Below are 23896 nucleotides of genomic sequence, written 5' to 3'. Positions count from 1 at the left end.
GACGCAGAACGACTCGATCGGCGAGCGAATTTCGCTCCGGTGCACATACATACCTCCCACCCCGCCCCAGCCAGGACAATCGGTCCGAACGCATCTTTCGTCCACACGGCGGCGGAGTGCATTCCGCCGCAGGCGTTTGCCGCACGGCTGTCGAGGTAGTCCGCTACGAACCTCGAGAAAGGACGAATTCATGTCCCATCCGAATCATCGGAACGACGACGACACCGACGAACCGCGGGGTGGGCGGCCCGGACCGGTGGACGAGGGCGACAACGGCGGGATGGCGACCCGGGAGGTCGCCGACGACGTCGGCACCGAGGAGAACGCCCAGGAACCACCCGACTGATCGGCGCCGCAACGGCAGCTGGGTCAGGAACGGCCGGCTGCGCCGGCGACCGGCGCTCGCAGATGCTCGAGGAGCAGCGCGGCTACCTGGTCGGAGGCCTGTTCGGGCAGCCAATGCGAGCCGCCGTCGAGGGCCTCGTAGCGATACGGGCCGGTGACGTAACGGCCGCACGCCTGGGCTGCGGCCCGTGTGACGTAACGGTCCGCGGTGCCCCAGCAGAACAGCGTCGGAACATCGACGGGGCCGACCGGGCCGCGCAGCGCGAACGGCAGTGCCCGGTACCAGTTGACGGGGCCGCGCATGTCCCGTCGATGCGCCGCGCGTGCCGCGTATCGGTTCGCGGACTCCGCATCGAGCCCGGCGCGGATCAGGGCCTGCCGCATCGCCCGGCCCCCCTGAGCGGAGAGCACGAGTTCAGGTAACCACGGCAGCTGACAGGCGGCCATGTACCACGACCGCAGGGCTTGGCTGCTCGTGACCATGGCGCGCGCGAAGGCCATGGGATGCGGCACCGACAGGGCGGTCAGCGACATCAGCCGGTCGGGCCGCTCGGCGGCGACGGACCAAGCCAGCGCGGCACCCCAATCGTGGCCGACCAGATGAAAGCGCTCGACGCCGGCCGCGTCGGCCAGGGCATGCACGTCACCGGTCATGCGCGCCGTGGCGTACGCCGACCGCGCGGCCGGGCGCGCCCCCGGTGAGTAGCCCCGCAGATCCGGTGCCAGTACGCGATAGCCGCCCGCGGTGAGGGTCGTCGTGATCGCATCCCAGCAGTGGCGATCCTCCGGAAAGCCGTGCAGCAGCACCACGGTTTCGGGCGTCGCGCTGCCCGAGGGCGGTGGCGTGTCGGTGACGTCGAAGACGAATCCGGCGTGCGTGAACGTGTCCATGTCCGTGCCTTCCCCTGACTGTGCGCGAACAAGTCGCCGCCGCGAGCGCGGCGCCGATCGACGCGGTGCCGACAGTAACGGGCCGCAGGGGCCGCGCTCATCCGCCCGCGGACGGATTTCGTGACCGACCCGGGGCGCAGTCACGACGCTTGTCGCCGCTGCGCTTCCGCCCTCTCCCCCGCGTCGTCCCCGCCCAGGCTGTCGTCGTCGTGCTCGGCGCCGGATCGGTCCTCGTCGGTGCCCGGGAAGAAGTGCCGCACGATGCGGTCGACAAGGAAGCCGAGGACGATCGCACAGGCGATGCCGATCACGGCCGCCAACAGCGGCTGATCACGCAGCCAGCGCCCGAAGGCACTGGCGATCGCCACCGAATACGCCGCCCAGCTGATGCCTCCGATCACCGTCAGCGGTACGAATTTCCGGCGCGGATAACGGGTCGCCCCGGCGGTCATGTTGACCGCGATGCGACCGACCGGGATGTAGCGGCCCGTGATGATCAGCAGGGCCGCGCGCTTGTCGAGCATTCCGCGCGCCCAGTCGAATGCCCGCCGGATCTTCGGCTTGCGCATCCACGCGAAACGATCCGTGCCGATCGCGCGACCGATCGTGTAGGCCAGGTTGTCGCCGATGATCGCGCCGATCGCGGCGGCGACGATCAGCAACCAGACGGAGGGCTTCCCGGTCGAACTGCCGATGGCCGCGAGTGCGGCGATCACCGATTCACTGGGGACCGGCGGGAAGAAGGCGTCGATGATGCAGACGCCCAGCAGCGCGAAGTACACCCACGGCGACCCGGCCGCGCCGGTGACGAGATCCTGCAGTTGGTTCATCCCATCGACACCCTTCCTGGTCTCCTGGCGAGTGCCCAGGATCGCGCCGCCGAACCCGATCCGATCGGGGTCGCGCCCAAGTGGCGAGGGACCCGCTCATCACCGCACCGCAGGCGTGGACGAAGTCGACGATCTCGCGGTTACCCGATGGGGGGCGGGTTCGTGCAGCAGATCGTGCCCGGGATCCGGGACTTCGACGGTCCGGCAGTCGCGGGCGTCATTCGTCCACGCGCGGATGGGTGCCGGCGGCGCGCGTCGATCGTCGACACCGTGCAGTACCGGGGTAGGCACCGGCGGTGTCGAGAAACCTTGTGCGGGAGCCTGTTCCGGAGTGCCGAGCAGAACGACTCCGGAAATGTGCGCGACCGCCGCAGCATCGGAGGCCACCGCCACCACCGCGGTGCCCGCACCGAGAGAATGGCCGATCAGGACGAGCGGCAGGTGCGGGTGCGCGAGGCGGGTCAAGGTCCGCGCGTCGGCGGCGAGAGGTTAGGCTAACCAATGTGATTGGGAGCACGCAGGGGACTCGGGTCGCACCGCACAGCCAGGGCACGGCGAGCACGGCGCCCACCCGCGACGAACGCCGGCTGTACTACATGCACCGGCCGGGGCGGGACGGCAATCCTTCGGCCCTGGTCGTTTTCGAGAGCGGACTCGCCTGCACCCGCTCCTACTGGGCGGCGGTGCAGCGCGAATTCGACGACTACGCGCCGACCGTGGTCTACGACCGCAGCGGTCTGGGCCGCAGCGCCCCCGACAGCGCACCGCGCGGCCTCCGACGCCTGGCCGACGACCTCGTCGATCTGCTCGATCACCTCACCGAACGCTTCGCCGCACCGCGGTTCGTGCTGGTCGGCCACAGCTGGGGCGGTCCGATCGTGCGGGTCGCCGCCGCGCACCGGCCCGACCGCGTCGCGGGCACGGTCCTGCTCGACCCGACCGACGAATTCTGCGACGATCTGTTCACCGCGGCGTCGCGGCGGGCGGCACGAACCGGACAGCGGCTCAGCGCCGCACTCGCACGGGTCGGCGCACTGCCACTGGCCTACCGTGACACCCTCACCGCGCTGCCCGCCGACGCCCGCGCCGACTTCCGCGCCGAAGGCTTCACAACGGCGGCGATGCGTACCCGTGCCGCCGAACTCGCTTGCCACACAGCGGATCTCGAACAGTTGCGCGACGCCGGGCCCGACCGCCGGGATATCGCCGTCACGATCGTGTCCGCCGACTCCGCCTCCCTCGGTATCTCGGCCCGGTCGCGTGCCGCGATCAATGCCGCACATCGGCGGCGGGCGACACGGCCGCACGGCAGGCATGTCGTCGCCGAGCACTGTGGACATATGGTGCCGACCCAGCGTCCGGGGTTGGTCGCGGCCGAAATAGTCCGGATCATCGATGAATACGGACCGCAGCGGCGAATCACCGGGTGACTTCCGGCGGCGGCGGGGTATGCGCCAATCAGGACGGGTCCGCCACGACAGCCGGGCGCCGCGGGCCCGGTCGGAGGAGATGCCGATGGTTTCACACAGTGCCGCCGAAGCGTTGCCGGAATGGGAGGCCTTCGCCCGTGCCGTGCAGGCGCGCCGGCCCGACGCGGGCACCTGGTGCGAGGGCTGGACCGTCCGCGATGTCCTGATCCACAACACCGGTAACGCGGAAGAACTCGCGCGGGTGCTCGCCGCTCACGCGGCGGGCAGCCCGGTGCCGACCCGCGGTTTCGAGGAGCGTGAGGCGCCCTACCGCGCGATGCCCGACGCCGAGTTGTGGGCGGCGTTCGTGGACCGGTGCGAACAACTCGTCGAGACCGCCGAGGTGATCGACACGTTGTCTCCGCTGGAGGCGATCGGCTGGACCGGGCGAACCGTCGCCCCGGACTTCTTTCTCGAGCACATGCGTCAGGAGATGGTGCTGCACCGCTGGGATATGACCGGCGACGACGCCACGGCGATCGATATGCTCATGCAGCCGTGGATAACTCGCCACAGCGTGCGCGATGTGGGTCTGCCCTTGCTCGCGCGCGGCAGCAGGAATATCGATTTCGGTCCCGAGGGCCGCATCGAGGGCAGATTGCGGGCGCCGGGCACCGACGACGTCCTGGTCGTCGCCGAGCCGGACGGCAACTCCATCGAATTGGTACCGCCGGAGGGGCAGGCGACGGTGGAGAGCGATCCGGCCGTGCGCGCGCTGTTCCTGTGGGGTCGACGACCGGCCGACCCGACGCGCTGGCACAGTACCGCCGGCCCCGAGGAACTGGGCCGGCTCCGCGCGCTGCTCGGCGGGTATTGAGCCCGCGACCACCGGCCGGGATTGCGGGCTGTGTGGGCGGGTAGTCCGCGAAGATGGGTGCCGCAACCGATGTCGCCGTGGTCGGAGCTGGAATCGTCGGCCTGTCCACCGCGCACGCACTACGCCGGGCCGGGTTGTCGGTCACCGTGTACGAGTCGGGCCTGCCCGGCGGCGGCCAGTCGGCCGGTCAATCCCGCATCTTCCGCCATGCGCACACCGATCCCCGGCTGGTCGAGATGGCGGTGGCCGCGCGGCGCGTCTGGCGCGACTGGGAAGGCGAATTCGGCACCGAACTGATCTCGCGGGACGGGGCGGTCGCGCTCGGGGCCGGCGTGGCCGACAAGCTGGAGATCCTGCGGCGAACGCCCGGAATCGACGCCCGCGGTATCGACGCCGAGGAGCTGGCGACCCGGCTGCCGCTGCTGGCCGACTACGACGGACCGGCCATGCTGGACGCGACCGGCGGCTCCATCCGCACCGTCGCCGCGATCGACGCTCTCACCGAACGATTGCGCGATTCGCTGGTCACCGACCACGTCCTCACCCTGCGGCACACCGCCGCCGGAACGGTCGAATTACGCACCGGCACAACCTGTTCGGACTTCGGCAGCGTCGTCGTCTGCGCGGGCCGCGGCACCGCGCCGCTGGCTCGGACGCTCGGTCTCGCCCTGCCGGTGCAGCTGTCCGCGCACGTCCGGGTGACCTTCCGCCCGCGATCGGCGCCGCCCGCCACACTGGCCACGCTGCAGGACAGCAGCGGCGAATTCGGCGAAACCGGCATCTATGCCGCCGCGTTCCCCGGCAACACCCACTACGCGCTCGGACTCAGCGATTCCGTGCCCAGCAACGACGGCGGCTCGGTCGATCCCACGGCGCTGGCCGGGCTGGCCGAACGCGCCGCGGGCTACGTCCACCGCGCACTACCCGGACTCGCACCCGAACCGGAGGGTTATGTGCACTGCTGGGTGACCCGGCTGCCGTGGGGTGAGGACGGGCTGGCCGCCTGGCAGGACGGCGGCGCCACCTTCCTCGCCGGGCACAATCTGTTCAAACTGGCCCCGGTCCTGGGCGCCACGCTCGCCGACAGCATCACCACCGGACAACCCGCCGCCACCCTGGACCCGTCGCGGCGGCTCGGCGATCCCGCCGCCGACCGGTAGGACACCGCCCGGCACTACCGTCGAAAGTACTTAAGCGCGACAGATTCCCCGTCGCCCGGAACTCCATAACTTTGTGGTCGGAACGTCACCACCACGAAGGAGAATCCCGTGAGCGACATCAACGACCTGGTCGAACGCTACCTCGCCGTCTGGAACGAGACCGATTCCGCCGCCCGTGCCGCGCAGATCGCCGACCTGCTCACCGACGACGCCGAATACACCGATCCGCTGGTGTCGGTGCGCGGCCACGCCGGACTCGACGCGGCCGTCGCCGCGGTCCAGCAGCAGTTCGCCGGACTGGAATTCACGCTCGGCGGCCCGATCGACAGCCACCACGGCATCGCCCGCTTCACCTGGCATCTGGGCCGGCCGGGTGAGGAGCCGCTGGTGATCGGCTTCGACGTCGCCGCGCTCGGCGACGACGGCCGCATCCGCCAGATCCTCGGCTTCCTCGACAAGGTGCCCACCGGCGCCTGATCCCCCTCCCGGCACCCGACACTCACCCCCGCAAAGGACAGATCATGTACTTCACCACCACCGACGGAACCACCCTCGCCTACGAGGATTACGGCACGGGCGAACCGATCGTCTTCGTCGCCGGCGCCATGCTCAACACCGAGATGTGGGAGTACCAGATTCCGTACTTCACCGAGCGTGGCTACCGCTGCATCGCCCTGGACCGCCGTGGCCACGGCCGCTCGGACCGCCCGTCCACCGGCTACGACATCGACACCACCGCCGACGATCTCGGTGCCCTGCTCGATCATCTCGACCTGCGCGGCGCCACCCTGGTCGGCCACTCCACCGGCGGCGCGGAGATCGCCCGGTATCTGGCCCGCCACGGTGAAAGCCGTGTCGCCCGAGTGGTTTTCCTCGCGGCGATCCTGCCCTTCATGAAGGCCACCGACGACAACCCCGGCGGCATCCCGGAAGCCATGCTCGACGCGCTGGTGGCCAGCATCCGCACCGACCGCGGCCGGTGGCTGGCCCGGCAGTCGCAGATCTACTTCAACAGCCACCTGAATCCGGACGTCTCCCCCGAACACATCGACATCACCTACCGTCAGTGCCTGTCGACCGCGCCGTGGGCGACGCTGCAGATGCAGCAGGCGGTCTTCCACTGCGACAACCGGGAAGCGTTGCGCGGCATCACTGTTCCCGCGCTCATCGTGCACGGCGCCCTCGACTTCTCCGCACCCGCCGAGGTCACCGGCCGGCGCACCGCCGAGCTGATGCCGGAGGCGGTGTACAAGGAGTACCCGACCGCCGGTCACGGTCTGTACACCTCGCACGCTGCCGAGTTCAACGACGATCTCCTGGAATTCGTCAAGGGCTGAGCGAACCCCTTGTCCCGCAGCACGATCCCCGAGGAACACCCATGTCCACACCCACCCTGCTCGTCCGTGGCACCCGCCCGGCGAGCGCACCGCCCGCACGGGCCACCCTGCTCGTCCTGCTGGCCGGAATCTTCATGGCCACACTGGACTTCTTCATCGTCAACGTCGCCATCCCCGACACCCAGGCCGATCTGCAGGCGAGCAGCGCCACCATGCAGTGGGTGGTCGCCGGCTACGGCCTCGCGGTCGCGGCCGGGCTGATCACCGGCGGGCGGCTCGGCGACCTGTACGGCCGCCGCCGGCTCTACGGCCTCGGCATGGCGGTGTTCACCCTCGCCTCCCTGGCCTGCGCGCTGGCCGGTGACGCCGCCGAACTGGTCGTCGCCCGGATCGCGCAGGGGGCCGGGATGGCGCTGCTGATGCCGCAGGTCCTGGGCATCATCAGCGTGGTGTTCACCGGCGCGCGCCGGGTGCGCGCCTTCGCCGCCTACGGGTTGGCCATGGGCCTGGCCGCGGTCTTCGGCCAGCTCATCGGCGGGCTGTTGATCCAGGCCGATCTGTTCGGGCTGGGCTGGCGCACCATCTTCTGGATCAACGTGCCGGTGGGTGCGCTCACCCTCGCCGTGCTGACACGGCTGGTCCCCGAATCACGCGGAGACGGCGGCACCCGCCTGGACCGGCTCGGCGTCGGCCTCATCGCGACCGCGCTGGCGGCGGCGGTGTTGCCGCTGATCCAGGGCCGAGAGCAGGGCTGGCCGTTGTGGACCTGGCTCTCACTGGCCACCGCCGCCGTGCTGATCGCCGTCTTCGTCACCGCCGCCCGGCGCTCGGCGGCCCGCGGCGGGGAACCGCTGGTGAATCCCGCCCTGTTCGCCGAACGCTCGTTCGCGGTCGGTTCCACCATCGCGCTGAGCTACCAGATGACCATGGGATCGTTCTTCCTGTTCCTGGCGCTGTATCTGCAACAGGGACGCGGCCTGTCGGCCCTGGGGTCGGGCCTGCTGTTCCTCGCCCTGGGCGGGGCCTACCTGCTCACCTCGATGCTGTCGGAGCGGGCAGCCGCCCGCCTCGGCCGGCAGGTCGTCGCGGTCGGCGCGGTGCTCCAGGCCGCCGGATATCTGCTGCTCACGATCACCGCGCACGAGCTCGGCGGCAACGGCTCGGTGCTCGACCTGCTGCCGGGGATGATCGTCGCGGGAGCGGGAATGGGTCTGGCGCTGGTGCCAATGCCGGGCATCGTGCTGGCGGGTGTGACGCCGCAGCACGCCGCCGCCGCAGGGGGCGTGCTGGCCACCGCGCAGCAGGTCGGCGGCGCGGTCGGAATCGCGGTGGTCGGCATCGTCTTCTACGACCGGCTCGCAGCGCCCGGCGGATTCGTGTCGGCGTTCGTCGCGAGCCTGGTGCCGATGGCGCTGCTGTGCCTGCTCACCGCCGCACTGGTGCAACTACTCCCCGCCACACGCGTACGGAAGTAGAGATCGGAGCCCCGGTGGTCACCACCGGGGCTCCGGCATGTCCGCGGTTGTCAACGCAGTTGATCCGCAATGGTTTTCAGTTCACCGCGCGAGGTCACTCCGAGTTTCGGGTACGCCTTGTAGAGGTGGTAGCCGACGGTGCGGTGGCTGAGGAACAGCTGGGCGGCGATATCGCGATTGGACAGGCCCTGGGCAGCCAGGCGAGCGATCTGCAATTCCTGCGGGGTGAGCCCGGTGACCGCCGCGCTCGACCGCGAATCCGATTGCCCGCCAGGCCCGCTCGGCGCGGCACCGGTCGCGACGAGTTCGCTGCGGGCGCGTTCGGCCCAGGGGCGCATGCCGATGCGGTCGAACATGTCCAGCGCCTCGGTCAGTACCGTTCGCGCCTCGCTCTTGCGGCGGGCCCGGCGCAGCCACTCGCCGTAGAGTTGTGCGGTGCGGGCGTATTCCACCGGACGCGCCTCACGGTCGTGCAGTTTCAGCGCCCGCGTGTAGTGGGTCTCGGCGCTGTCGTCGTCGGACAGCAGTGCGCGACATCGCAATACGAGCGCTTCGGCCCACGGCCGCCGCACCGCGGTGGCCCAGTCGGCGAACCGATCGGCGTGGGGTTCGGCGCGGTCGGCGGCGCCGACCCGCACCGCCGCCTCGACCAGATCGGGGATCGAGCGCATCGCGCACAAATGATGGCGCAGCGGATCCCGGGTCAGCCGCTCGAAGCGCGACAGCGCCGATTCGGCCCGGCCCGAACCCAGTTCGAGCAACCCCAGCGACCAATGCGCCCACGCCGCACCGGGAGAGACGGATCCGGGCGTGCTGTCGGCGAGTCCGCCCTCGGCGTAGTGGCGGCACCGCTCCTCGTCGCCCTCGACCGCATGGATATGCGCGAGAACGCTGCTGAGCTGGCTGACCCATTGGCGCTGGCCCAGATCTGCGGCCAGGGTCAATGCCTCGGCCGCGGTGGTTCGCGCATCGCGCAGACGACCGGTGAAGATCTCGACCTCGGCGGCGAAGAACAAGGTGGTGGGCAGCCGGCCGGCGGCACCGGCGTCGCGATACTCCCGGCTCAGCGCCTCGGCGGGCCCGTAGACGTCGGCGTCCTGGCCGCCTGCCATCGCCACGCCACACAGCATCAGCCGCACCTGGTCCGGCACCTGGCCCCGCCGCGCGGACTCTTCCAATGTCAGTGTCAATTCCGGTGGTGCGCCCGCGGTGTCGCGGCGATCCAGGACGCTCGCCATATAGGTCACGACCGGGTGCAGCGGATCGGTGCCGGCCAGTGGCACCGCGGTCAACTGCGCCACACAGTCGCGGACATGCCGTTCGCCCAGGTACCAGCCGGTGTGCAGGGCTTGGATCAGCATCGTCGCCGCCAGCGCGGGATCGCGGTCGGCGACCTGTGCGGCGCCGGCGCGCAGCAGCGCGTCCGCCTCGGCGAAACGGCCCTGCCAGAAGTGGGCGAGCCCTTCGACGTGCGCGACCCGAGCCCGCAATTCCGCTGTTGCACCGGCTCTTCCGGCCACCCGGCGCGCGAGCCCCGCGGCCCGTTCCAGATCGCCCGCGTTCAACGCGGATTGGGCGGCCAGCGCCTCACGATGCGCGCGCAGTCCGGGGTCCGCGGTGAGCCGGGCGGCGCGTTCGTAGGCCGCGGCGGCCGCCTCGTGGCCACTGCGGGCGAGCGCGCGAGCGGCGGTATCCTCCAGGGCCGCAGCGACTTCCGCGTCCGGGCCGGTGGCCGCCGCGGCCGCGTGCCAGGCACGGCGGTCCGCGTCGGCGGGGCCGTCGAGCGCGGCCGCCAGCGCACGGTGGGCGGCCACTCGCTGTCCCAGCGGCGCTCGCTGGTAGACGGCGGCGCGCAGCAGCGGATGACGGAAGGCGATCGTCTCCGCCGTCTCGCCGCGCACCAGCAGTCCCGCCTCCTCGGCCGGGGCCAGATCGTCGATTCCGGCACCGACGGCGGCCGCGGCGCGCAGGACCGCCGACACTTCGCCGGACTCCTCGGCCGCGACGATCAGCAGCACGTCCTGCGTCGATTTCGGCAGACGGCTGACCTGTCCGTGGAAGGCCAGCTGCAGGCGGTCGGTCAACGCCAGCGCACCGGGATGAGCCGCGCCGGGACGGTCGTCGCGTGCGGCGTCGGCCAATTCGAGCAACGCCAGCGGATTGCCCTGCGCCTCGGCCAGGACCTGGCGGCGCACCCCTGCGGGCAGTTCGCGGCGGTCGAGCAGCGCGGCCGCGGCGTCGGAGTCGAGCCCGGTGATGCGGCGTTCGGGCAGATCCGCGGACCGCGCGAACGCGGCGCCGTCGCGGGCGGCGAGGATGATCACGACCCCCTCCGCGTACAACCGCCGGGCGGCGAACAGGATCGTGTCCAGCGAGGCCCGGTCGAGCCATTGCGCGTCGTCGATCAGACAGACCAGCCCGGTATCGCCGGCGTATTCGGTGAGCAGCGACAACACCGCCAATCCGACGAGCATCGCATCCCCGCCGGGATCGTCGCCGAGGCGCAGCGCCGCCTCCAGTGCCGCCCGCTGGCGCGCGGGCAGGGCGGGCAGATGCGCGACCGCCGGCCGCAGCAGCAACTGCAATCCGGCGAACGGAAGTTCGGCCTCGATCTCCACCCCCGCGCCGCGCAGAACCTTCAGGTCGGCGCAGAGATCGGCGGCGTGGTCGAGCAGGGCGGTCTTACCGATTCCGGGTTCGCCGCGCAGCACCAGCCAACCGCTCTCCCCCGCGCGGGCCCGGTCCAGCAGGGCGGCGATCGCCGCGGTGTCGGCCGCCCGCCCGTACAGCTCAGCCATGGCACCGCGCCACGAATCGGATCACGAACACCGGACCGATCATCGCATACCGGCCACCGCCGGTATTCCCACGTGCGCGCCTCCCGCCGCGGCCACCGGTTCGACAGCAGAATGCAGCTCATGAGCGATTGGAACACCGCGATCATCGAGGAATTTCGAGCCAACGAGGGACGCGTCGGCGGCGATTTCGAGGGCGCGCCGATGGTGCTGGTGCATCACCGCGGCCGCAAATCCGGCCGTGAACTGGTGACACCGATGATGTACCTGGCCGACGACGAGAACCCGGACAGCATCTATGTTTTCGCGTCGAAGGCCGGCGCTCCGACCAATCCGGACTGGTACTACAACCTGACCACCGCCGGGACGGCGGAGATCGAACGCGGCACCGAGCGCTACCCGGCGGCGGTCACCGAGGTGACCGGTGAGCGCCGCGACCGGATCTTCGCAGAACAGGCCCGCCGCTATCCCGGATTCGCCGGCTACGCCCGCAAAACCGAAGGGATCCGCACCATTCCGGTGCTGGAACTGCGGCGCGCCTGACCGACCCGGTACTCGTCCGCCACCGTGGCGGCGGACGAGTACCCGCCAGCGCAGGTCACGCGGATTCGCGCACCGACTCCGCCGGAACTTTTTCTTCCCCAGCCGATTGCGCGCGTGCGCTCCGGTCGAGCGCGGCCAACGCGAACGCCGCTAGTGCCCCGATGGCGGCGAATCCGGCCCACACCACGGCGTCGAGTACGGCCGAGCGGGCGGCGTCCAGCACTACGCCGGTGACGAGGTTGCCGGTCAAGATCCCGACTCCGACCACCGTGTTGTAGAACCCGTAGTGGGTGGCCACGAGCGCGCCGCCGGACAGCGAGACCACCGTATCCATTTCGAACGGGAACACCGCCGCGGTTCCGACCGCGAGGATCGCCGCCGAAATGAGCAGCGCGGCAACGGCAGCCACCGTGCCGAAGGGCCGTGGGCCCGGTACCAGCAGCAGCGGGAGGAAGGCTGCGGCCAGCACCCCCATGCCGACCACGAGGCCGCGGCCGGTCCCCCACCGGCGTCGAAACCATGCGGTGATGCGCAGCTGCCCGGCCACCGCGACCACACCCGACACCACGAACAACGCCGAGGTCAGCGCCTGCGCGTGGCCGGGACTGAGATATTCGGCCTGCAAAGGTAGCGACAGATAGACCTGGAACGACAGCACATACGAGCCGATCATCGCGACCGCGAAGGCCAGGAAACGGCGATTGGCCAGTACGGTGCGCCAATCCTGGAGCACCGTCGTGCGCACCGCGGGCTCGCTCGCCCGCCGCGGCGGCAATGCGAACAGCTGGGCGAGGGTGAGCACGGCGAAGACCACGGCGGCGGCCGCGGCGGTCACCCGGAAGTCGGTGACCAGCAGGGCGAGTCCGGCCAGCGGCCCGACGAGGATGCCGGCCTGATAGAAGATGTTGAATACCGCGAACGCCTCCACGCGACGGTCACCGGTCTCCGCGGCCAGATACGCGCGCACCGCCGGATTGAACAGCGCACCGGCGAAACCTGTTGCGGCCGAGGCGATCAGCAGCATCGGCAGCGACGTCGCGAAAATCAGCAGCGCGAATCCCGCGGTGCGTAGCAGACAGCCCGCCACGATCAGCGGTTTGTAGCCGAGCCGGTCGGCGAGCGTCCCGCCGACGAGGAACATGCCCTGCTGGGAGAAGTTGCGCACGCCCAGCACCAGCCCGACCGCCCACGCCGCCAAGCCGATCGGACCGGCGAGATATCCGGCCAGGTACGGCATGAGCATGTAGAAGCCGAGGTTGATGCCGAACTGGTTGATCATCAGCAACCGGGCCGCGGGGTCGAAGCTGCGGAATCGGGCGAGGACACTCATGCGGCGGGCTCCGGGTCGAGGGTGCGGGGGTCGACGACGGTGGTGCAGCGCGTCCACGAGGTCACCACGCGCTCGGCGGGATGGCCGATCGTGTCGGGTTCGACGGGCGGATCGGCATCGAGCAGGCCGTGCTCGTCGCAGTAGGCGTCGTTGTAGACGGTGTCGGCGTAGCGGTGCGGCCCGTCGGGAAAAACGGCGGCGATTCGGGTGCCGGTGTCGTGCACGCGCGCGGCCCAGCCCGCCACCAGCGCCACCGCGCCGACACTCCAGCCGCCGCTGGCGTGGTGGGTGGCGGCCAGTGTCCGGCATGCCCACACCGCTTCCGCGGGTGCCACCCAATGGATTTCGTCGAAGGCGTCGTAGTCGACGTTGCGGGGGTGGATGCTCGAGCCCAGTCCGCGCATGAGACGCGGCCCGGCCGGTTGGCCGAAGATCGTCGAGGACACGGTGTCGACACCGATCAGCCGCAACCGCGGATTGTTGCGGCGCAGCACCCGGGCCACGCCCGCGGAGTGTCCGCCGGTTCCGACCGCGCACACCAGGACGTCGACGCGGCCCAATTGCTGCACCATCTCCAGCGCCAGCGATTCGTAGCCGTCCACATTGTCGGGATTGCTGTACTGGTCGGGGCTCCAGGCATCCGGTTCGGTGGCCAGCAGCGCCGCGACCCGATCGCGGCGTGCCTGTTGCCAGCCGCCGGCCGGATGCGGTTCGGTGACCGTCTCCACCCGTGCGCCGTAGGCGCGCAGCAGTCGAACCACCATCGGTTCCATTCCGGGGTCGGTGACCACGGTCACCGGGTGCGAGTACACCATCCCCGCCAGCGCGAGCCCCAATCCCAGAGTGCCGCTGGATGATTCGACGATGCGCGCACCCGGCCGCAGATCTCCGCGGCGTTCGGCGCTGCGCACCATGTGCAGCGCGGGCCGGTCCTTCATGCCGCCCGGATTGGCGCCTTCGAGTTTGGCCCAGAAGCCGCGGCCGTGGCCGCTCAGCGGTTCGCCGATCCAGAGCACCGGCGTATTGCCGACCAGGCCGCGCGGACGGTGCGCCGGGATCGGCGCTGCCGGAATCGGCTGTGGGTGGTCGAGCACGATGTCGTCCATGACTGTCGCTTTCGGTATCTCCGCCCGATGTGGGCGGTACGGATGCGGGCAGCGGACACCGGCCGCCGGCACGGGGCAGGCGGCCTGTCGCTGACCGATCAGCGGCGGGCGATACCGAGATGCGTCAGAATGTCGCGACCGGTGCGGGGCGGCGGACCCGGCGGGCCGCGCACGGCGGTCGCGTGATGGTGCCATCGGGCGGGGGTCACCGCGGCCACCGCATCCCACACGTGACCGGGCGGCCACAGCTTCACCGGATCCGCCGGAAGCACCGAATCCAGGACGACGTGCCTGTCGTGCGCACAGCAGTCGTCCCAGCCGGGCAGATGCGAACCGAGATGAGCCAGTGTGGATCTCGCGGCAGCGGACGATGCGGAAGTGGCGGCCGTCTCGGCATCGGCGACCACGCAGTCGGTATGCAGCGCAACGAGAGTGAGCAGGGCGACGAAGATCATGGCCGCGACACCCCGCCGCGACCGGAGGACGGAGCTCACCGCAGCCGCGCCCGCCGCTCGACCGACCGCAGCGGCGAACAGCCCGGAGGGCGGAGTCCACGCCGGGTCGGACACCGATCCACCAACCCAGCCTCCTCGCCACGATCGCCACTGTCGCGCAACACCTTCGCACGGTGCTGCCGAGCATCGAGCCGAACGTCACCCCACCGCTGGGGAACGCGACCACAGGCTCGATAACATCTACTACTTACGTACGCAACTAGTAGATCATAACCGCCGAAAGAGGCGGGCGCCGCCAGCTGGGCGACACCTCGCAATATACCCCTAGGGGGTAGAAACGCCAACTACCGGGAAGCGGCGTCCTCACTTCTTCTCGTCGCGCGACTTCTCCGAAAGTCTGGAACCGAGCGTTTTCAATCCGGCTCGGATCCGGGCCTTCGCGGTGGGCAGCGGGATCCCCAGATCCTGCGCCACCTCCGGATAGGTGCGGCCCCCGTAGAAGGCGAGCAGAATCGCCTCCCGCTGCCGATGCCCCAGCCGGTGCACCTCCCCCGCGACCGACCGCTCGTCCAGCCGCTGCGTCACCTCGTCGAAAACCACATCACATTCGGGCTGATACTGACCGCGCCCGAACGCGCGCTCCCGATCCGCCAGCGATTGCTCCGAGCGCACCCGGTCGACCGCACGCCGATGCGCGAACATCATCAGCCACGCCATCGGGCTGGCCCGCCCGGCGTCGTAATCACCGGCCGCGGACCATGCCTGCAGATAGACCTCCTGGCTCACTTCCTGAGCCAGACCGGGACTGCGCAGAATCGCGGTCAACCGGGCCATCAGGCGGGCGTTGGTGCTGCGATAGAAGGCCGCGAAGGATTCGGCGTCCCCCGCCGCGGACTTGTGCAGCAAGGTAGCCAGTTCCGCTGCCGTGATGGTGGTCGAACTGCTCTGACGGTAACGCTGATCGATGTCCATCGCACACCGTTTCGTTTCGCGGGATAGTCGTTACCTACGCGGAGAATCGGCTACGTCGCCGAACCGCCTGGTCAATCCTTGTGCCACAGAGCGCCGATGCTCGCGGCCGAACGCGTGATACCCGATCCGAGCCGCTGGAACCGACCGATCGCTGCCGTCACAATCAACGACATATCTAGCATCGAAATCTGAGTGCCAGATGTTAACCACAAAAGTGGAACAATCTCGAGAACGTCATAATTCCGCGATCGACGCCCGCTGCGGGCGGCAGCTGATTCGATAGCTGCCGGGCTCTGGATTCGCTGCCCCTCGGGTGGCGGAAATCCGAGCCCGGACATTGTCACACACCCGTCGCAACCGCATGATGCACGGGTCTCGACAGCCGCGTAGGCCGGATCCTCTGATCCGGCCTACGCTGTCGAGTCCGTGTGTCGCGATTCGGGTCAGCGACCGCCGTGACTGTGCTGACCACCGGCCTGCTTGGCCGTGGTCGGCTGCGCCTGGGCGCCCTTGCGCCCCGCTTCGTGCGGATCGGCGGCGTTGCGCTGGCCGAAACTACCCGTGCTGGCCTGGCCGCCGCGGCGAGCCTGTTCCTCGGTGTCGCTGCGGTTGCCGAACTGTCCGGGATTGTTCTGGTCGGCCATTGCGGACCTCCTTCGCAGTAGGGACTTTTCTCGATCGCGACCGGCGTACTTCCCGGTCACATCAGAGGCACTACCCGGGCCTCCCGGGTCTATGCACCGGTCTCGCGAACGATTGCGTACGTCCTGGTCAGACTCGGAAATATCTTGCGGCACCGGTCGTTTCGGGCATTTCGGCCCCACTCGCGCCGCGCGTTCACGCGGCCGCCGGATCGAGAACCACCTTCACCATGCCGTCGGCCTTGCGCTGGAAGTCGTGATACACCCGCGGCGCCTCCGACAGCGGAAGCCGATGAGTGGCAAAGGTTTCCACACCGAGCGGATCACCGTCCTGCAACAGCGGAAGAATGTCGCCGACCCACCGCTTGACGTTGGCCTGACCCATCCGCAGCTGAATCTGCTTGTCGAACAGGATGCGCATCGGCAACGGGTCGGCCATGCCGCCGTAGACCCCGGACAGCGATATGGTGCCGCCACGGCGGACGATGTCGATCGCACTGTTCAATGCCGCCAGCCGGTCCACACCGACGGTGTCCATCAGCTTCTGCGACACCATCGACGGCAGATAGCCGGCCGAACGCTGCGCCAACTCCGCGACGGGCGATCCGTGGGCCTCCATACCGACCGCGTCGATCACGCTGTCGGAGCCCCGTCCGTCGGTGCGGTCGCGGATCACATCGCCGATCGAGGCGCCGATCTGTTCCAGGTCGACCACCTCGATACCGCGATCGGCCACCCGGCGCAGTCGTTCCGGCACCCGATCGACACCGATCACCCGATATCCCCGATGGGCCGCGATCCGGCACGCCATATCCCCGATCGGGCCCAGTCCCAGCACCACCACCGAGCCCCCGTCGGGCACGCCGGCGTATTCCACCGCCTGCCACGCCGTCGGCAGGACGTCCGACAGATACAGGAAGCGGCTGTCGTCGGGACCGGCTGGAATCGGGATGTGGGTGAAATCGGCATGCGGAACCCGCAGGTACTGCGCCTGGGCGCCGGGCACCTGCCCGTAGAGCTTGGAATAGCCGAACAAGGCTGCGCCGCTGCCGTATTCGCGCACCTGCGTGGTCTCGCACTGCGTCGGCAAGCCGGTATCGCACATGACGCAGTGCCCGCACGCGATCTGGAACGGCACCACCACTCGATCGCCCACCGCCAGCGACCGCACTTCCGAGCCGACGTCGACCACCACCCCGATCGGTTCGTGGCCGAGCACGTCACCGGCGCTCATGTACGGGCCGAGCACCTCGTAGAGGTGCAGATCCGACCCGCACACCCCCGAGGAGGTCACGGCGATGATCGCATCGGTCGGTTCCTCGATCCGCGGGTCGGGCACCTCATCCACCGAAACCTTGCGGCGGCCCTGCCACGTCACTGCTTTCATCGTGTCACCTCGATCTGCATCTGTGCTGGATACGGCCACCGTCGGCCTACCCGCCGCCCGGGTGACCAAACGAATCGGGCGCGCCGCCGGCGGTTTGCCGCGGGCGATTGCGGGCACGCGAAGCACATGGCTGCAAACGAACCCGACGAAGATCTGCTCACCTCGACCGAGGGACTGGATTCCGACGATGTGGGCAACGACGACGGCGACGAGATCGTGGAACCGCCCGACGACTGGTCGGGCGTCGACAGCTACGGCATGACGGCCGGCGAACAGCGCACGGAACGCCCACTGTCCCAACGACTGGCCGAAGAGGAACCGGATGTGGGGACCAAGCCTTCCGCCGAGCCGACGCTGCCCGAATCCGGTGCGACCGAGGGCCTGGATTCGATCCGCACCGGATCACCCGGTGGCCCCAGTGACACCGAAGCCGTCGAGGAGATCGTGCGGCGCGAATCCGGTACCGACGACGACTCCTACTTCCCGCTCCCCGACGAGTAGCGGCTCAACCGGGGGTAGCGGCGATCGCGGGCCCGGCCGCGTCGTAGGTGGCGCGGCTGACCGCACTCACGACCGTCGAATGGATGGGCAGTTGCCGGGTCTGCTCATCCAGCGCGGCGATCCGCATGATCGTTCGCGACTGAGTGACCAGGCACAGATGCACACCGGCGGACCGGTAGCGCTCCGCCTCGCGGGCCAGCGTCAAGAGTGCACGCCAGGACAGGAAGCTGAGGCAGTTGGTGTCGATGACGACGATGCGCATCCCGCTTTCGGCAGCGGAGCGGATGCGCTTGCTCCATCCGGGCATCGTGTAGCTGTCGGCCTCCCCGCGGAACGACAGCACCAACGCCGGGCCGCGAGTGCGTACGACTGCGGACAGACGTGCCTCGGCGACGTGGGGGGCGCCGGATTCATCGGCGGGGGGTACGGGACGTAATTCGGCGCTCGAGCTCATTGAGGTCTCCAACCGGAGCCGAGGGCAACGGGCACGAGCCCGCTGCGGGCGTCCTACCACATGAAGATCGACCCGCCCTACCTTCATAACAGAGACGCAGCGGTCTGTACAGCCGAAACGGCGTAAGCCCAGGTCCAGCGCGTAGGCCCCGAGCGGCCCCGGAACGCGACGAGGCCCGGACCGGGCGCATGTGCTGCACCGGTCCGGGCCTCGCGACGAGGTGGATCCGCAGACGAGATCAGTGGTCGAAGGCGTCCTTGACCTTCTCGCCCGCGTCCTTCAGGTTCGACTTGGTCTGGTCGGCCTTGCCCTCGTTCTTCTTGTCCGGATCGCCCGTGGCCGCGCCGAGCTTCTCCTTCGCCTGACCGGCGACGTCCTCGAGCTTGTTCTTGGCCTTATCGATGCCACTCATACCGTGCTCCTTCCGAATCTGCCGGACCACCCGCACGATGCGGGTCGCAACCAAGCGATATCCCCGCAGCTCCGGGTCAAACCTGCGGCCGAGCGTGGCGAAGATCCACTCCGAACGCCGTTTGCCGGGGCGGCGAACGGTTATTCTCCGAGCGTGCCTCTGCCGGTCGTGGTGGGAGAGTGAAGATGGTGCGTACTACCTTCGCGGTGCTGCGGGCCGGACGGGTCGCGCCCTGGACGCGTTCGCCGTTGATGCGCCCTGCCGACCGTGTCGAACAGGCGCTGCGGCTCGCACTGGTAGTGAGCGCGCTCGCCGCGGTCCTGCTGGCCGTCGTCGCCGGCACCGCGCAGTACCGGGCCGAACTCGCCGCCATCCACGCCGACAACGCCACGAAAACGGCTGTGACAGCCGAGGTTACGAGCGATCCGATCCGGATGCCGGCGCCCAACGCCATGTTCGCCGACCAGCTCCGAGCCGAGGCGCAGTGGAGCCGGGACGGGCATCCCGGCCAGGCGATGGTCGACGTCGACGGCACCACCCATCGCGGCGACCGAATCCCGTTGTGGCTCACCACCCAGGGCGATCCCACCACGCCACCGATCGCCGACGACGCCGCCGTCGCCAAGGGCATCGCCACCGGCACCGCCGCCCTGCTCGCCTGCTGGGCCCTGGCCTACGGGCTGGCGCGATGCGCCGGCTACGCGCTGGACCGGCGCCGGGCCGGCGAATGGGAACGCGAATGGCGACGGATCAGCCCGCAGGTAGGCCACGGCCACTCCTGATCGGCCCCCTCGAACGGGCGCGCCTCAATCCGGCAGGCGTCGCATCTCGATCAGAGTCAGCCCCAGGGCGTCGATGCGCGCCAGCACGCTGCGCATCGCGGTGTAGTCCTCGAGTGGGCCGAACAGCGTGGTGGTGCCGGGCGCGGCCACCGCGCTGCGGGCCAGTTCGGGGAATTCGGCGCAGATGTCGCCGGACAACTCACCGTCGACGGAGAATTCGTAGCGCACCGCACCGCCTCTCGATCGCCGGCGCCGTACGGCTCAGGCCAGGGCTCGGCTCTTCAGCTGCTCGAATTCCTGTGCGGTGATCGTGCCCTCGTCGAGTAGTCGTTTGGCGTCGGCGATCTGGGTGGCCGAATTGGTTCCGGCCACTTCCTTGATGTAGGCGTCCTGCGCCTGCTCGGCCTGTTTCGCCGCCCGCGCCGACCGCTCAGCCATGCCGCCACCGCGCACGATCAGATACACCAGTGAGGTCAGCAGCGGCAGCACGAACATGAACACCACCCAGATCGCCTTCACCCAGCCCGAGATGCCGCGATCCCGGAACAGATCGGTGAAGATCCAGAACAGCAGCATCAGATACGCGGCGAACGCGAAACTCATGATGATCAGCCAGAACACATCCCACACGGGCATGACGTCTCCTCGATGACAGCGTCCGGCTTCCTCCGAACGGCTTCCCGCCACCGCATGCTCCCTGCCGGACAGCAGCGACCGCGGTACGCGACAAGTTCACGCCCCGGGCCCGGGTGGCGCTTCACCCGTTGCGGGTGACCTGTGCGCGGCCCTCGCCCACCGCGCACCTCGGCGACGCTATCGGCGCCGGCCGCTGAGGTAGTCGGAGACCACCGCCGCGCCCAGGCCGTCGAGATCCGGGGCGATCACCCGGCCGCCGCTGCGGCGGGCCATCAGGTCGACGAAGGCTGCGAGCCTGGGGTTTTCGCCGAGGATGAATACCGAGACCGAGGCACCGAGTTTCGCGAGATTGTCGACCTGGGCCATGGTGACCGCGAGGGTGCGGGGGTCGGGTGGCCAGTTGAAGTACGAGCTGCCGTCCGGCTCCAGGTGCGCGGTGGGTTCGCCGTCGGTGACCACCAGGACCACCGGGACCGCGTCGGGGTGTCGGCGCAGGTGGCGGGCGGCGAGCAGCAGGGCGTGGTGCAGGTTGGTGCCCTGTTCCCACACCGCTTCCAGACCGGTCAGCTCCGCGATGTCGACGGTGGTGGCGTGGCGGCCGAACGTCACGACTTCCAGTGCATCGGAACGGAATCGGGTACTGATCAGCTGGTGCAGGGCCAGCGCGGTCCGCTTCATCGGCAGCCAGCGTCCGTCCTGCACCATCGACCACGACGTGTCGACACACAGGGCCACCGCCGCGCGGGACCGCTGATCGGTTTCGGTGATCTCGACATCGGAGACCGACAGCGACACCCGGCGGCTGCCGGTCGACGCCGACCGCAGGACCGCGTTGCGCACGGTTTTCGACACATCCCACGGCTCGGTGTCGCCGAAGCGCCACGGCCGCGTCGCGCCCGTCGGTTCGCCGGCCGCTCCGGCGGTCACCGTCTCGCGCTGTCCGCGTTGAGCGCGCAGCCGCCCGATCACATCGCGCAGCGCCACCTCGCCGAGGCGGCGTAACGCCTTGGGCGTCAAGCGAAGCGACCCGTCGGGGGCGCGTTCGAACAGGCCCTGGCGGCGCAGCTCGCGTTCCAGTTCGGCCAGGCGGGCGGCATCGACGGCGGCGGCGGCGCCGAGCTGGCGGGTGAGGGCGTCGAGGTCGATATCCTCGAGCCGGGCGCCGGGATAGGACTGGCCGAGTTGTTCGGCCAGTGCGTCCATTTCGGCCAGATCCTGCATCGCCTGTGCGCCCTCGCCGAGGCCGAGCGGGTCCTGGCCGCGGAACCGCTGCCCCGAATCCCAATCCTCGCCGGGGCGCAGTGCGCGCAACGCGGCATCGAGTGCCGAAACCTGTTCGGCGATACGCGGATCGCCGAAGGCCTGGCCGATCAGTTCACTCAACTCCGCCTGCTGCTGCGGCGAGAGCGAATTCATCATCCGCTGCGCGGCGGCCGCGCGCGCGGCCAGCGCATCGATCAATTCCTCGGTGTTGCGGGGGTTTTCGGGGAAGAACTCGCCGTGTTCGGCCATGAACTCGGCGAACTGCTGCTCGGTGTTCTCACCGCGGGCGTGGGCGGCGAGCAGCTGGTTCAGATCCGACATCATCTGCCGCACCCGCTCGACATCCTCGGGCGTGGCGTTCTCGAGTGCTTGCTTCATGCCCTGGAAGCGGGAGTCGAGCAGTTCGCGGCCGAGCAGTTCCCGTATCTGCTCGTAGTTGGCGCGGCCCGTCTCCGAGCGCCACTGATAGTCGGCGAGTTCGGTCACCGCGGCGGCGGTGCTCGACGGCAGCGCGTCGAGTTCGGCCTCGGCGAAGCGGGCATCGTCGGAAGGGTCGGGGAACAGTGCGGTCCGCTCGGCCTCCAACGCCTGGTCGAGCAATTCGCGCACCTGTTGCAGGGTGCCGTCGAGGCGGTGCTGCCGGGTGAGCTCGGCGCGACGCTGCCACAACCGCCGGGTCAGCTCGTCCAGGCCGGGCGTGCGGCCGGTGCCGCGGCGCAGCAGCTCCTCCAGGGCGGTGCGCGGGGAGCTGCCGTCCATCACGTCGCGGCCGATGTGGTCCAGCGCCTCCCGCAGATCGACCGGCGGCGCCAGCGGGTCGGGACCGTCGTGATAGGGCCCGTAGGAATAGCGGTCGGGGGTCGTCATGAGCTGTAGGTCGCCGTGCCGTCGTCGGAGTCCTTGGCCAGCTGGCGGCTCAAATACAGTGACTCCAAAGCGAATTCGACGGTCGCCGCGATCCGCGCCGGCGAATCGGTGGACTCGGCGCCGAGCCGCTCGGCCACCCGCGCCAGCACCGGCAGCTCGGGCAGCGCCGAGAGCACCTCCTGGCCCGGCACCCGTTCGCCGGTGGTGACCGGATGCCCCGCGCTCACCGCCTCGGCCAGCGGCCGCAGATCCACCCCAGCCAGGCGCCGGCGTGCGGTCTCGGCGAAGGCGCGGCGCAGCAGATGGGTGAGATGCTCGGTTTCGCGGCCCTCCTCACCGGATTCGAATTCCACCTTGCCGCGCAGCACCGCGGGCACCGATTCCAGATCCACCGGGCGGGCGACGGCGGGATGTTCACCGGTCAGCGCGGTCCGGCGCAGTGCGGCGGCGGCCACGGTCTCGGCCGCGGCAACCGCGAAGCGCGCCGAGACGCCGGAGCGCTGATCGACGGCCGGCGATTCCCGCAGCTGGCGCACGAAGCGCGCCAGCACCTCGAGCAGTGGGTCACCCACCTCGGCGACCAGATCGGCCTCCTGGCGCACCAGCGCGGTCTCAGCCTCCACGTCGAGCGGATAGTGGGTGCGGATCTCGGCGCCGAACCGGTCCTTGAGCGGAGTGATGATGCGGCCGCGGTTGGTGTAGTCCTCCGGGTTGGCGGTGGCGACCAGCAGCACATCCAGCGGCAGCCGCAGCGTATAGCCGCGCACCTGGATATCGCGTTCCTCCATGACGTTCAGCAGCGCGACCTGGATCCGTTCGGCGAGGTCGGGCAGTTCGTTGATGGCGACGATGCCGCGATGAGCGCGCGGGACCAGCCCGAAGTGGATGGTCTCCGGATCGCCCAGGCTGCGGCCCTCGGCCACCTTCACCGGGTCGACATCGCCGATCAGGTCGCCGACCGAGGTGTCGGGGGTGGCGAGTTTCTCGGCGTAGCGTTCGCTGCGGTGGCGCCACGCCACCGGCAGGTCGTCGCCCAGTTCGGCCGCGAGCCGCCTGCCCGCCGGGCTGATCGGCGCCAGCGGATGTTCGCCGAGTTCGGCGCCGTCGATCACCGGCGTCCATTCGTCGAGCAACCCGACCAGGGTGCGCAGCAACCGGGTCTTGCCCTGGCCGCGCTCGCCGAGCAGCACCACATCGTGCCCGGCCAGCAGCGCCCGCTCCAGTTGCGGGACGACGGTGCGGTCGAAGCCGACGATGCCGGGCCACGGATCGGTCCCGGATCGCAATGCGGCGAGGAGATTCTCGCGGATTTCGGATTTCACTCCGCGCGGCTGATAACCGGCGGCGCGCAGTTCGCCCGCGGTGGCGGGCAGATGCTGAGGAACACTCACCCCAGCGACGCTACGACGATCTTGCGGCTCCGACAAC

General features: G+C 69.8%; 25 protein-coding genes. 10 read left to right on the top strand and 15 right to left on the bottom strand.

Annotation, left to right across the window (positions count from 1 at the left end):
* Positions 1–190 precede the first annotated feature (190 nt).
* Positions 191–346 (top strand): hypothetical protein, encoded by a 156-nt coding sequence (locus C8258_RS32800; protein WP_199195587.1) that lies wholly within the window; start codon positions 191–193, stop codon positions 344–346.
* 23 nt (positions 347–369) lie between these two features.
* On the opposite strand, the gene C8258_RS04730 is transcribed toward C8258_RS32800, so the two are convergent.
* Positions 370–1236 (bottom strand): alpha/beta fold hydrolase, encoded by an 867-nt coding sequence (locus tag C8258_RS04730; RefSeq protein ID WP_106954107.1) that lies wholly within the window; start codon positions 1234–1236, stop codon positions 370–372.
* A gap of 140 nt (positions 1237–1376) precedes the next feature.
* Positions 1377–2066, bottom strand: coding sequence for a DedA family protein (locus tag C8258_RS04725; RefSeq protein WP_106954106.1), 690 nt, complete (start codon positions 2064–2066; stop codon positions 1377–1379).
* A gap of 503 nt (positions 2067–2569) precedes the next feature.
* Here C8258_RS04725 and C8258_RS04715 point away from each other — a divergent pair.
* The 6 genes from C8258_RS04715 (at position 2570) to C8258_RS04690 (ending at position 8324) form a co-directional block, all read left to right on the top strand.
* On the top strand, positions 2570–3496 hold the full coding sequence (locus C8258_RS04715; RefSeq protein ID WP_199195586.1) for an alpha/beta fold hydrolase: 927 nt from the start codon (positions 2570–2572) through the stop codon (positions 3494–3496).
* 85 nt (positions 3497–3581) lie between these two features.
* Complete coding sequence (locus tag C8258_RS04710) at positions 3582–4352, top strand: maleylpyruvate isomerase N-terminal domain-containing protein (RefSeq protein ID WP_106954326.1); 771 nt, start codon at positions 3582–3584, stop codon at positions 4350–4352.
* A 53-nt stretch (positions 4353–4405) separates the two neighbouring features.
* Positions 4406–5512 (top strand): FAD-binding oxidoreductase, encoded by a 1107-nt coding sequence (locus tag C8258_RS04705; RefSeq protein WP_106954104.1) that lies wholly within the window; start codon positions 4406–4408, stop codon positions 5510–5512.
* A 108-nt stretch (positions 5513–5620) separates the two neighbouring features.
* Positions 5621–5989, top strand: coding sequence for a nuclear transport factor 2 family protein (locus C8258_RS04700; protein ID WP_106954103.1), 369 nt, complete (start codon positions 5621–5623; stop codon positions 5987–5989).
* Between the two features lie 44 nt (positions 5990–6033).
* Positions 6034–6849 (top strand): alpha/beta fold hydrolase, encoded by an 816-nt coding sequence (locus tag C8258_RS04695; RefSeq protein WP_036507742.1) that lies wholly within the window; start codon positions 6034–6036, stop codon positions 6847–6849.
* A 41-nt stretch (positions 6850–6890) separates the two neighbouring features.
* Positions 6891–8324, top strand: a complete 1434-nt coding sequence (locus C8258_RS04690; protein WP_106954102.1) for an MFS transporter — start codon at positions 6891–6893, stop codon at positions 8322–8324.
* 50 nt (positions 8325–8374) lie between these two features.
* Here C8258_RS04690 and C8258_RS04685 read toward each other — a convergent pair whose 3' ends face one another.
* Positions 8375–11122, bottom strand: a complete 2748-nt coding sequence (locus C8258_RS04685) for an AAA family ATPase (protein WP_106954101.1) — start codon at positions 11120–11122, stop codon at positions 8375–8377.
* A gap of 111 nt (positions 11123–11233) precedes the next feature.
* Here C8258_RS04685 and C8258_RS04680 point away from each other — a divergent pair, with 111 nt between their 5' ends.
* Positions 11234–11662 carry a nitroreductase family deazaflavin-dependent oxidoreductase gene (locus C8258_RS04680; RefSeq protein ID WP_106954325.1) on the top strand — a complete coding sequence of 143 codons (429 nt, stop codon included), beginning with the start codon at positions 11234–11236 and terminating at the stop codon, positions 11660–11662.
* Positions 11663–11717: 55 nt separating this feature from the next.
* On the opposite strand, the gene C8258_RS04675 is transcribed toward C8258_RS04680, so the two are convergent.
* The 6 genes from C8258_RS04675 to C8258_RS04650 all read right to left on the bottom strand — a co-directional run bounded on the left by C8258_RS04675 (position 11718) and on the right by C8258_RS04650 (position 17553).
* Complete coding sequence (locus C8258_RS04675) at positions 11718–12992, bottom strand: MFS transporter (RefSeq protein ID WP_106954100.1); 1275 nt, start codon at positions 12990–12992, stop codon at positions 11718–11720.
* Positions 12989–14098, bottom strand: coding sequence for a PLP-dependent cysteine synthase family protein (locus tag C8258_RS04670; protein WP_106954099.1), 1110 nt, complete (start codon positions 14096–14098; stop codon positions 12989–12991). The genes C8258_RS04675 and C8258_RS04670 overlap by 4 nt, the downstream gene beginning before the upstream one ends.
* A 98-nt stretch (positions 14099–14196) precedes the next feature.
* Positions 14197–14667 (bottom strand): hypothetical protein, encoded by a 471-nt coding sequence (locus tag C8258_RS04665; RefSeq protein ID WP_146161163.1) that lies wholly within the window; start codon positions 14665–14667, stop codon positions 14197–14199.
* A 249-nt stretch (positions 14668–14916) separates the two neighbouring features.
* Positions 14917–15525: a sigma-70 family RNA polymerase sigma factor gene (locus C8258_RS04660; RefSeq protein ID WP_036504207.1), complete on the bottom strand. Its 609-nt coding sequence runs from the start codon at positions 15523–15525 to the stop codon at positions 14917–14919.
* A 443-nt stretch (positions 15526–15968) separates the two neighbouring features.
* Complete coding sequence (locus C8258_RS04655) at positions 15969–16169, bottom strand: hypothetical protein (protein WP_106954097.1); 201 nt, start codon at positions 16167–16169, stop codon at positions 15969–15971.
* Positions 16170–16362: 193 nt separating this feature from the next.
* On the bottom strand, positions 16363–17553 hold the full coding sequence (locus C8258_RS04650) for an alcohol dehydrogenase catalytic domain-containing protein (RefSeq protein WP_106954096.1): 1191 nt from the start codon (positions 17551–17553) through the stop codon (positions 16363–16365).
* Positions 17554–17679: 126 nt separating this feature from the next.
* Here C8258_RS04650 and C8258_RS04645 point away from each other — a divergent pair, with 126 nt between their 5' ends.
* Positions 17680–18054 (top strand): hypothetical protein, encoded by a 375-nt coding sequence (locus tag C8258_RS04645; protein ID WP_106954095.1) that lies wholly within the window; start codon positions 17680–17682, stop codon positions 18052–18054.
* A gap of 4 nt (positions 18055–18058) precedes the next feature.
* On the opposite strand, the gene C8258_RS04640 is transcribed toward C8258_RS04645, so the two are convergent.
* Together C8258_RS04640 and C8258_RS04635 are read right to left on the bottom strand one after the other, a co-directional pair.
* On the bottom strand, positions 18059–18508 hold the full coding sequence (locus C8258_RS04640; RefSeq protein WP_158271223.1) for an STAS domain-containing protein: 450 nt from the start codon (positions 18506–18508) through the stop codon (positions 18059–18061).
* A gap of 238 nt (positions 18509–18746) precedes the next feature.
* Complete coding sequence (locus C8258_RS04635) at positions 18747–18920, bottom strand: CsbD family protein (RefSeq protein WP_106954324.1); 174 nt, start codon at positions 18918–18920, stop codon at positions 18747–18749.
* Positions 18921–19105: 185 nt separating this feature from the next.
* Between C8258_RS04635 and C8258_RS04630 the strand changes: the two genes are divergently transcribed.
* Positions 19106–19702: a hypothetical protein gene (locus C8258_RS04630; protein WP_146161162.1), complete on the top strand. Its 597-nt coding sequence runs from the start codon at positions 19106–19108 to the stop codon at positions 19700–19702.
* A gap of 24 nt (positions 19703–19726) precedes the next feature.
* Here C8258_RS04630 and C8258_RS04625 read toward each other — a convergent pair whose 3' ends face one another.
* The 4 genes from C8258_RS04625 to C8258_RS04610 form a co-directional block, all read right to left on the bottom strand.
* Positions 19727–19930 (bottom strand): hypothetical protein, encoded by a 204-nt coding sequence (locus C8258_RS04625; protein ID WP_106954092.1) that lies wholly within the window; start codon positions 19928–19930, stop codon positions 19727–19729.
* 33 nt (positions 19931–19963) lie between these two features.
* Entirely contained in the window at positions 19964–20338 is a 375-nt protein-coding gene (locus tag C8258_RS04620; RefSeq protein ID WP_106954091.1) for a PLDc N-terminal domain-containing protein, read from the bottom strand.
* Positions 20339–20515: 177 nt separating this feature from the next.
* Positions 20516–22468: a VWA domain-containing protein gene (locus tag C8258_RS04615; protein ID WP_106954090.1), complete on the bottom strand. Its 1953-nt coding sequence runs from the start codon at positions 22466–22468 to the stop codon at positions 20516–20518.
* Positions 22465–23859: an ATP-binding protein gene (locus C8258_RS04610; RefSeq protein WP_106954089.1), complete on the bottom strand. Its 1395-nt coding sequence runs from the start codon at positions 23857–23859 to the stop codon at positions 22465–22467. Before C8258_RS04610 ends, C8258_RS04615 begins: the two co-directional genes overlap by 4 nt.
* Positions 23860–23896: the final 37 nt, after the last annotated feature.

This window comes from Nocardia sp. MDA0666, assembly GCF_003023875.1.
Classification (GTDB): Bacteria; Actinomycetota; Actinomycetes; order Mycobacteriales; family Mycobacteriaceae; genus Nocardia; species Nocardia aobensis.
This window is presented reverse-complemented; position numbering and strand designations above follow the sequence as displayed.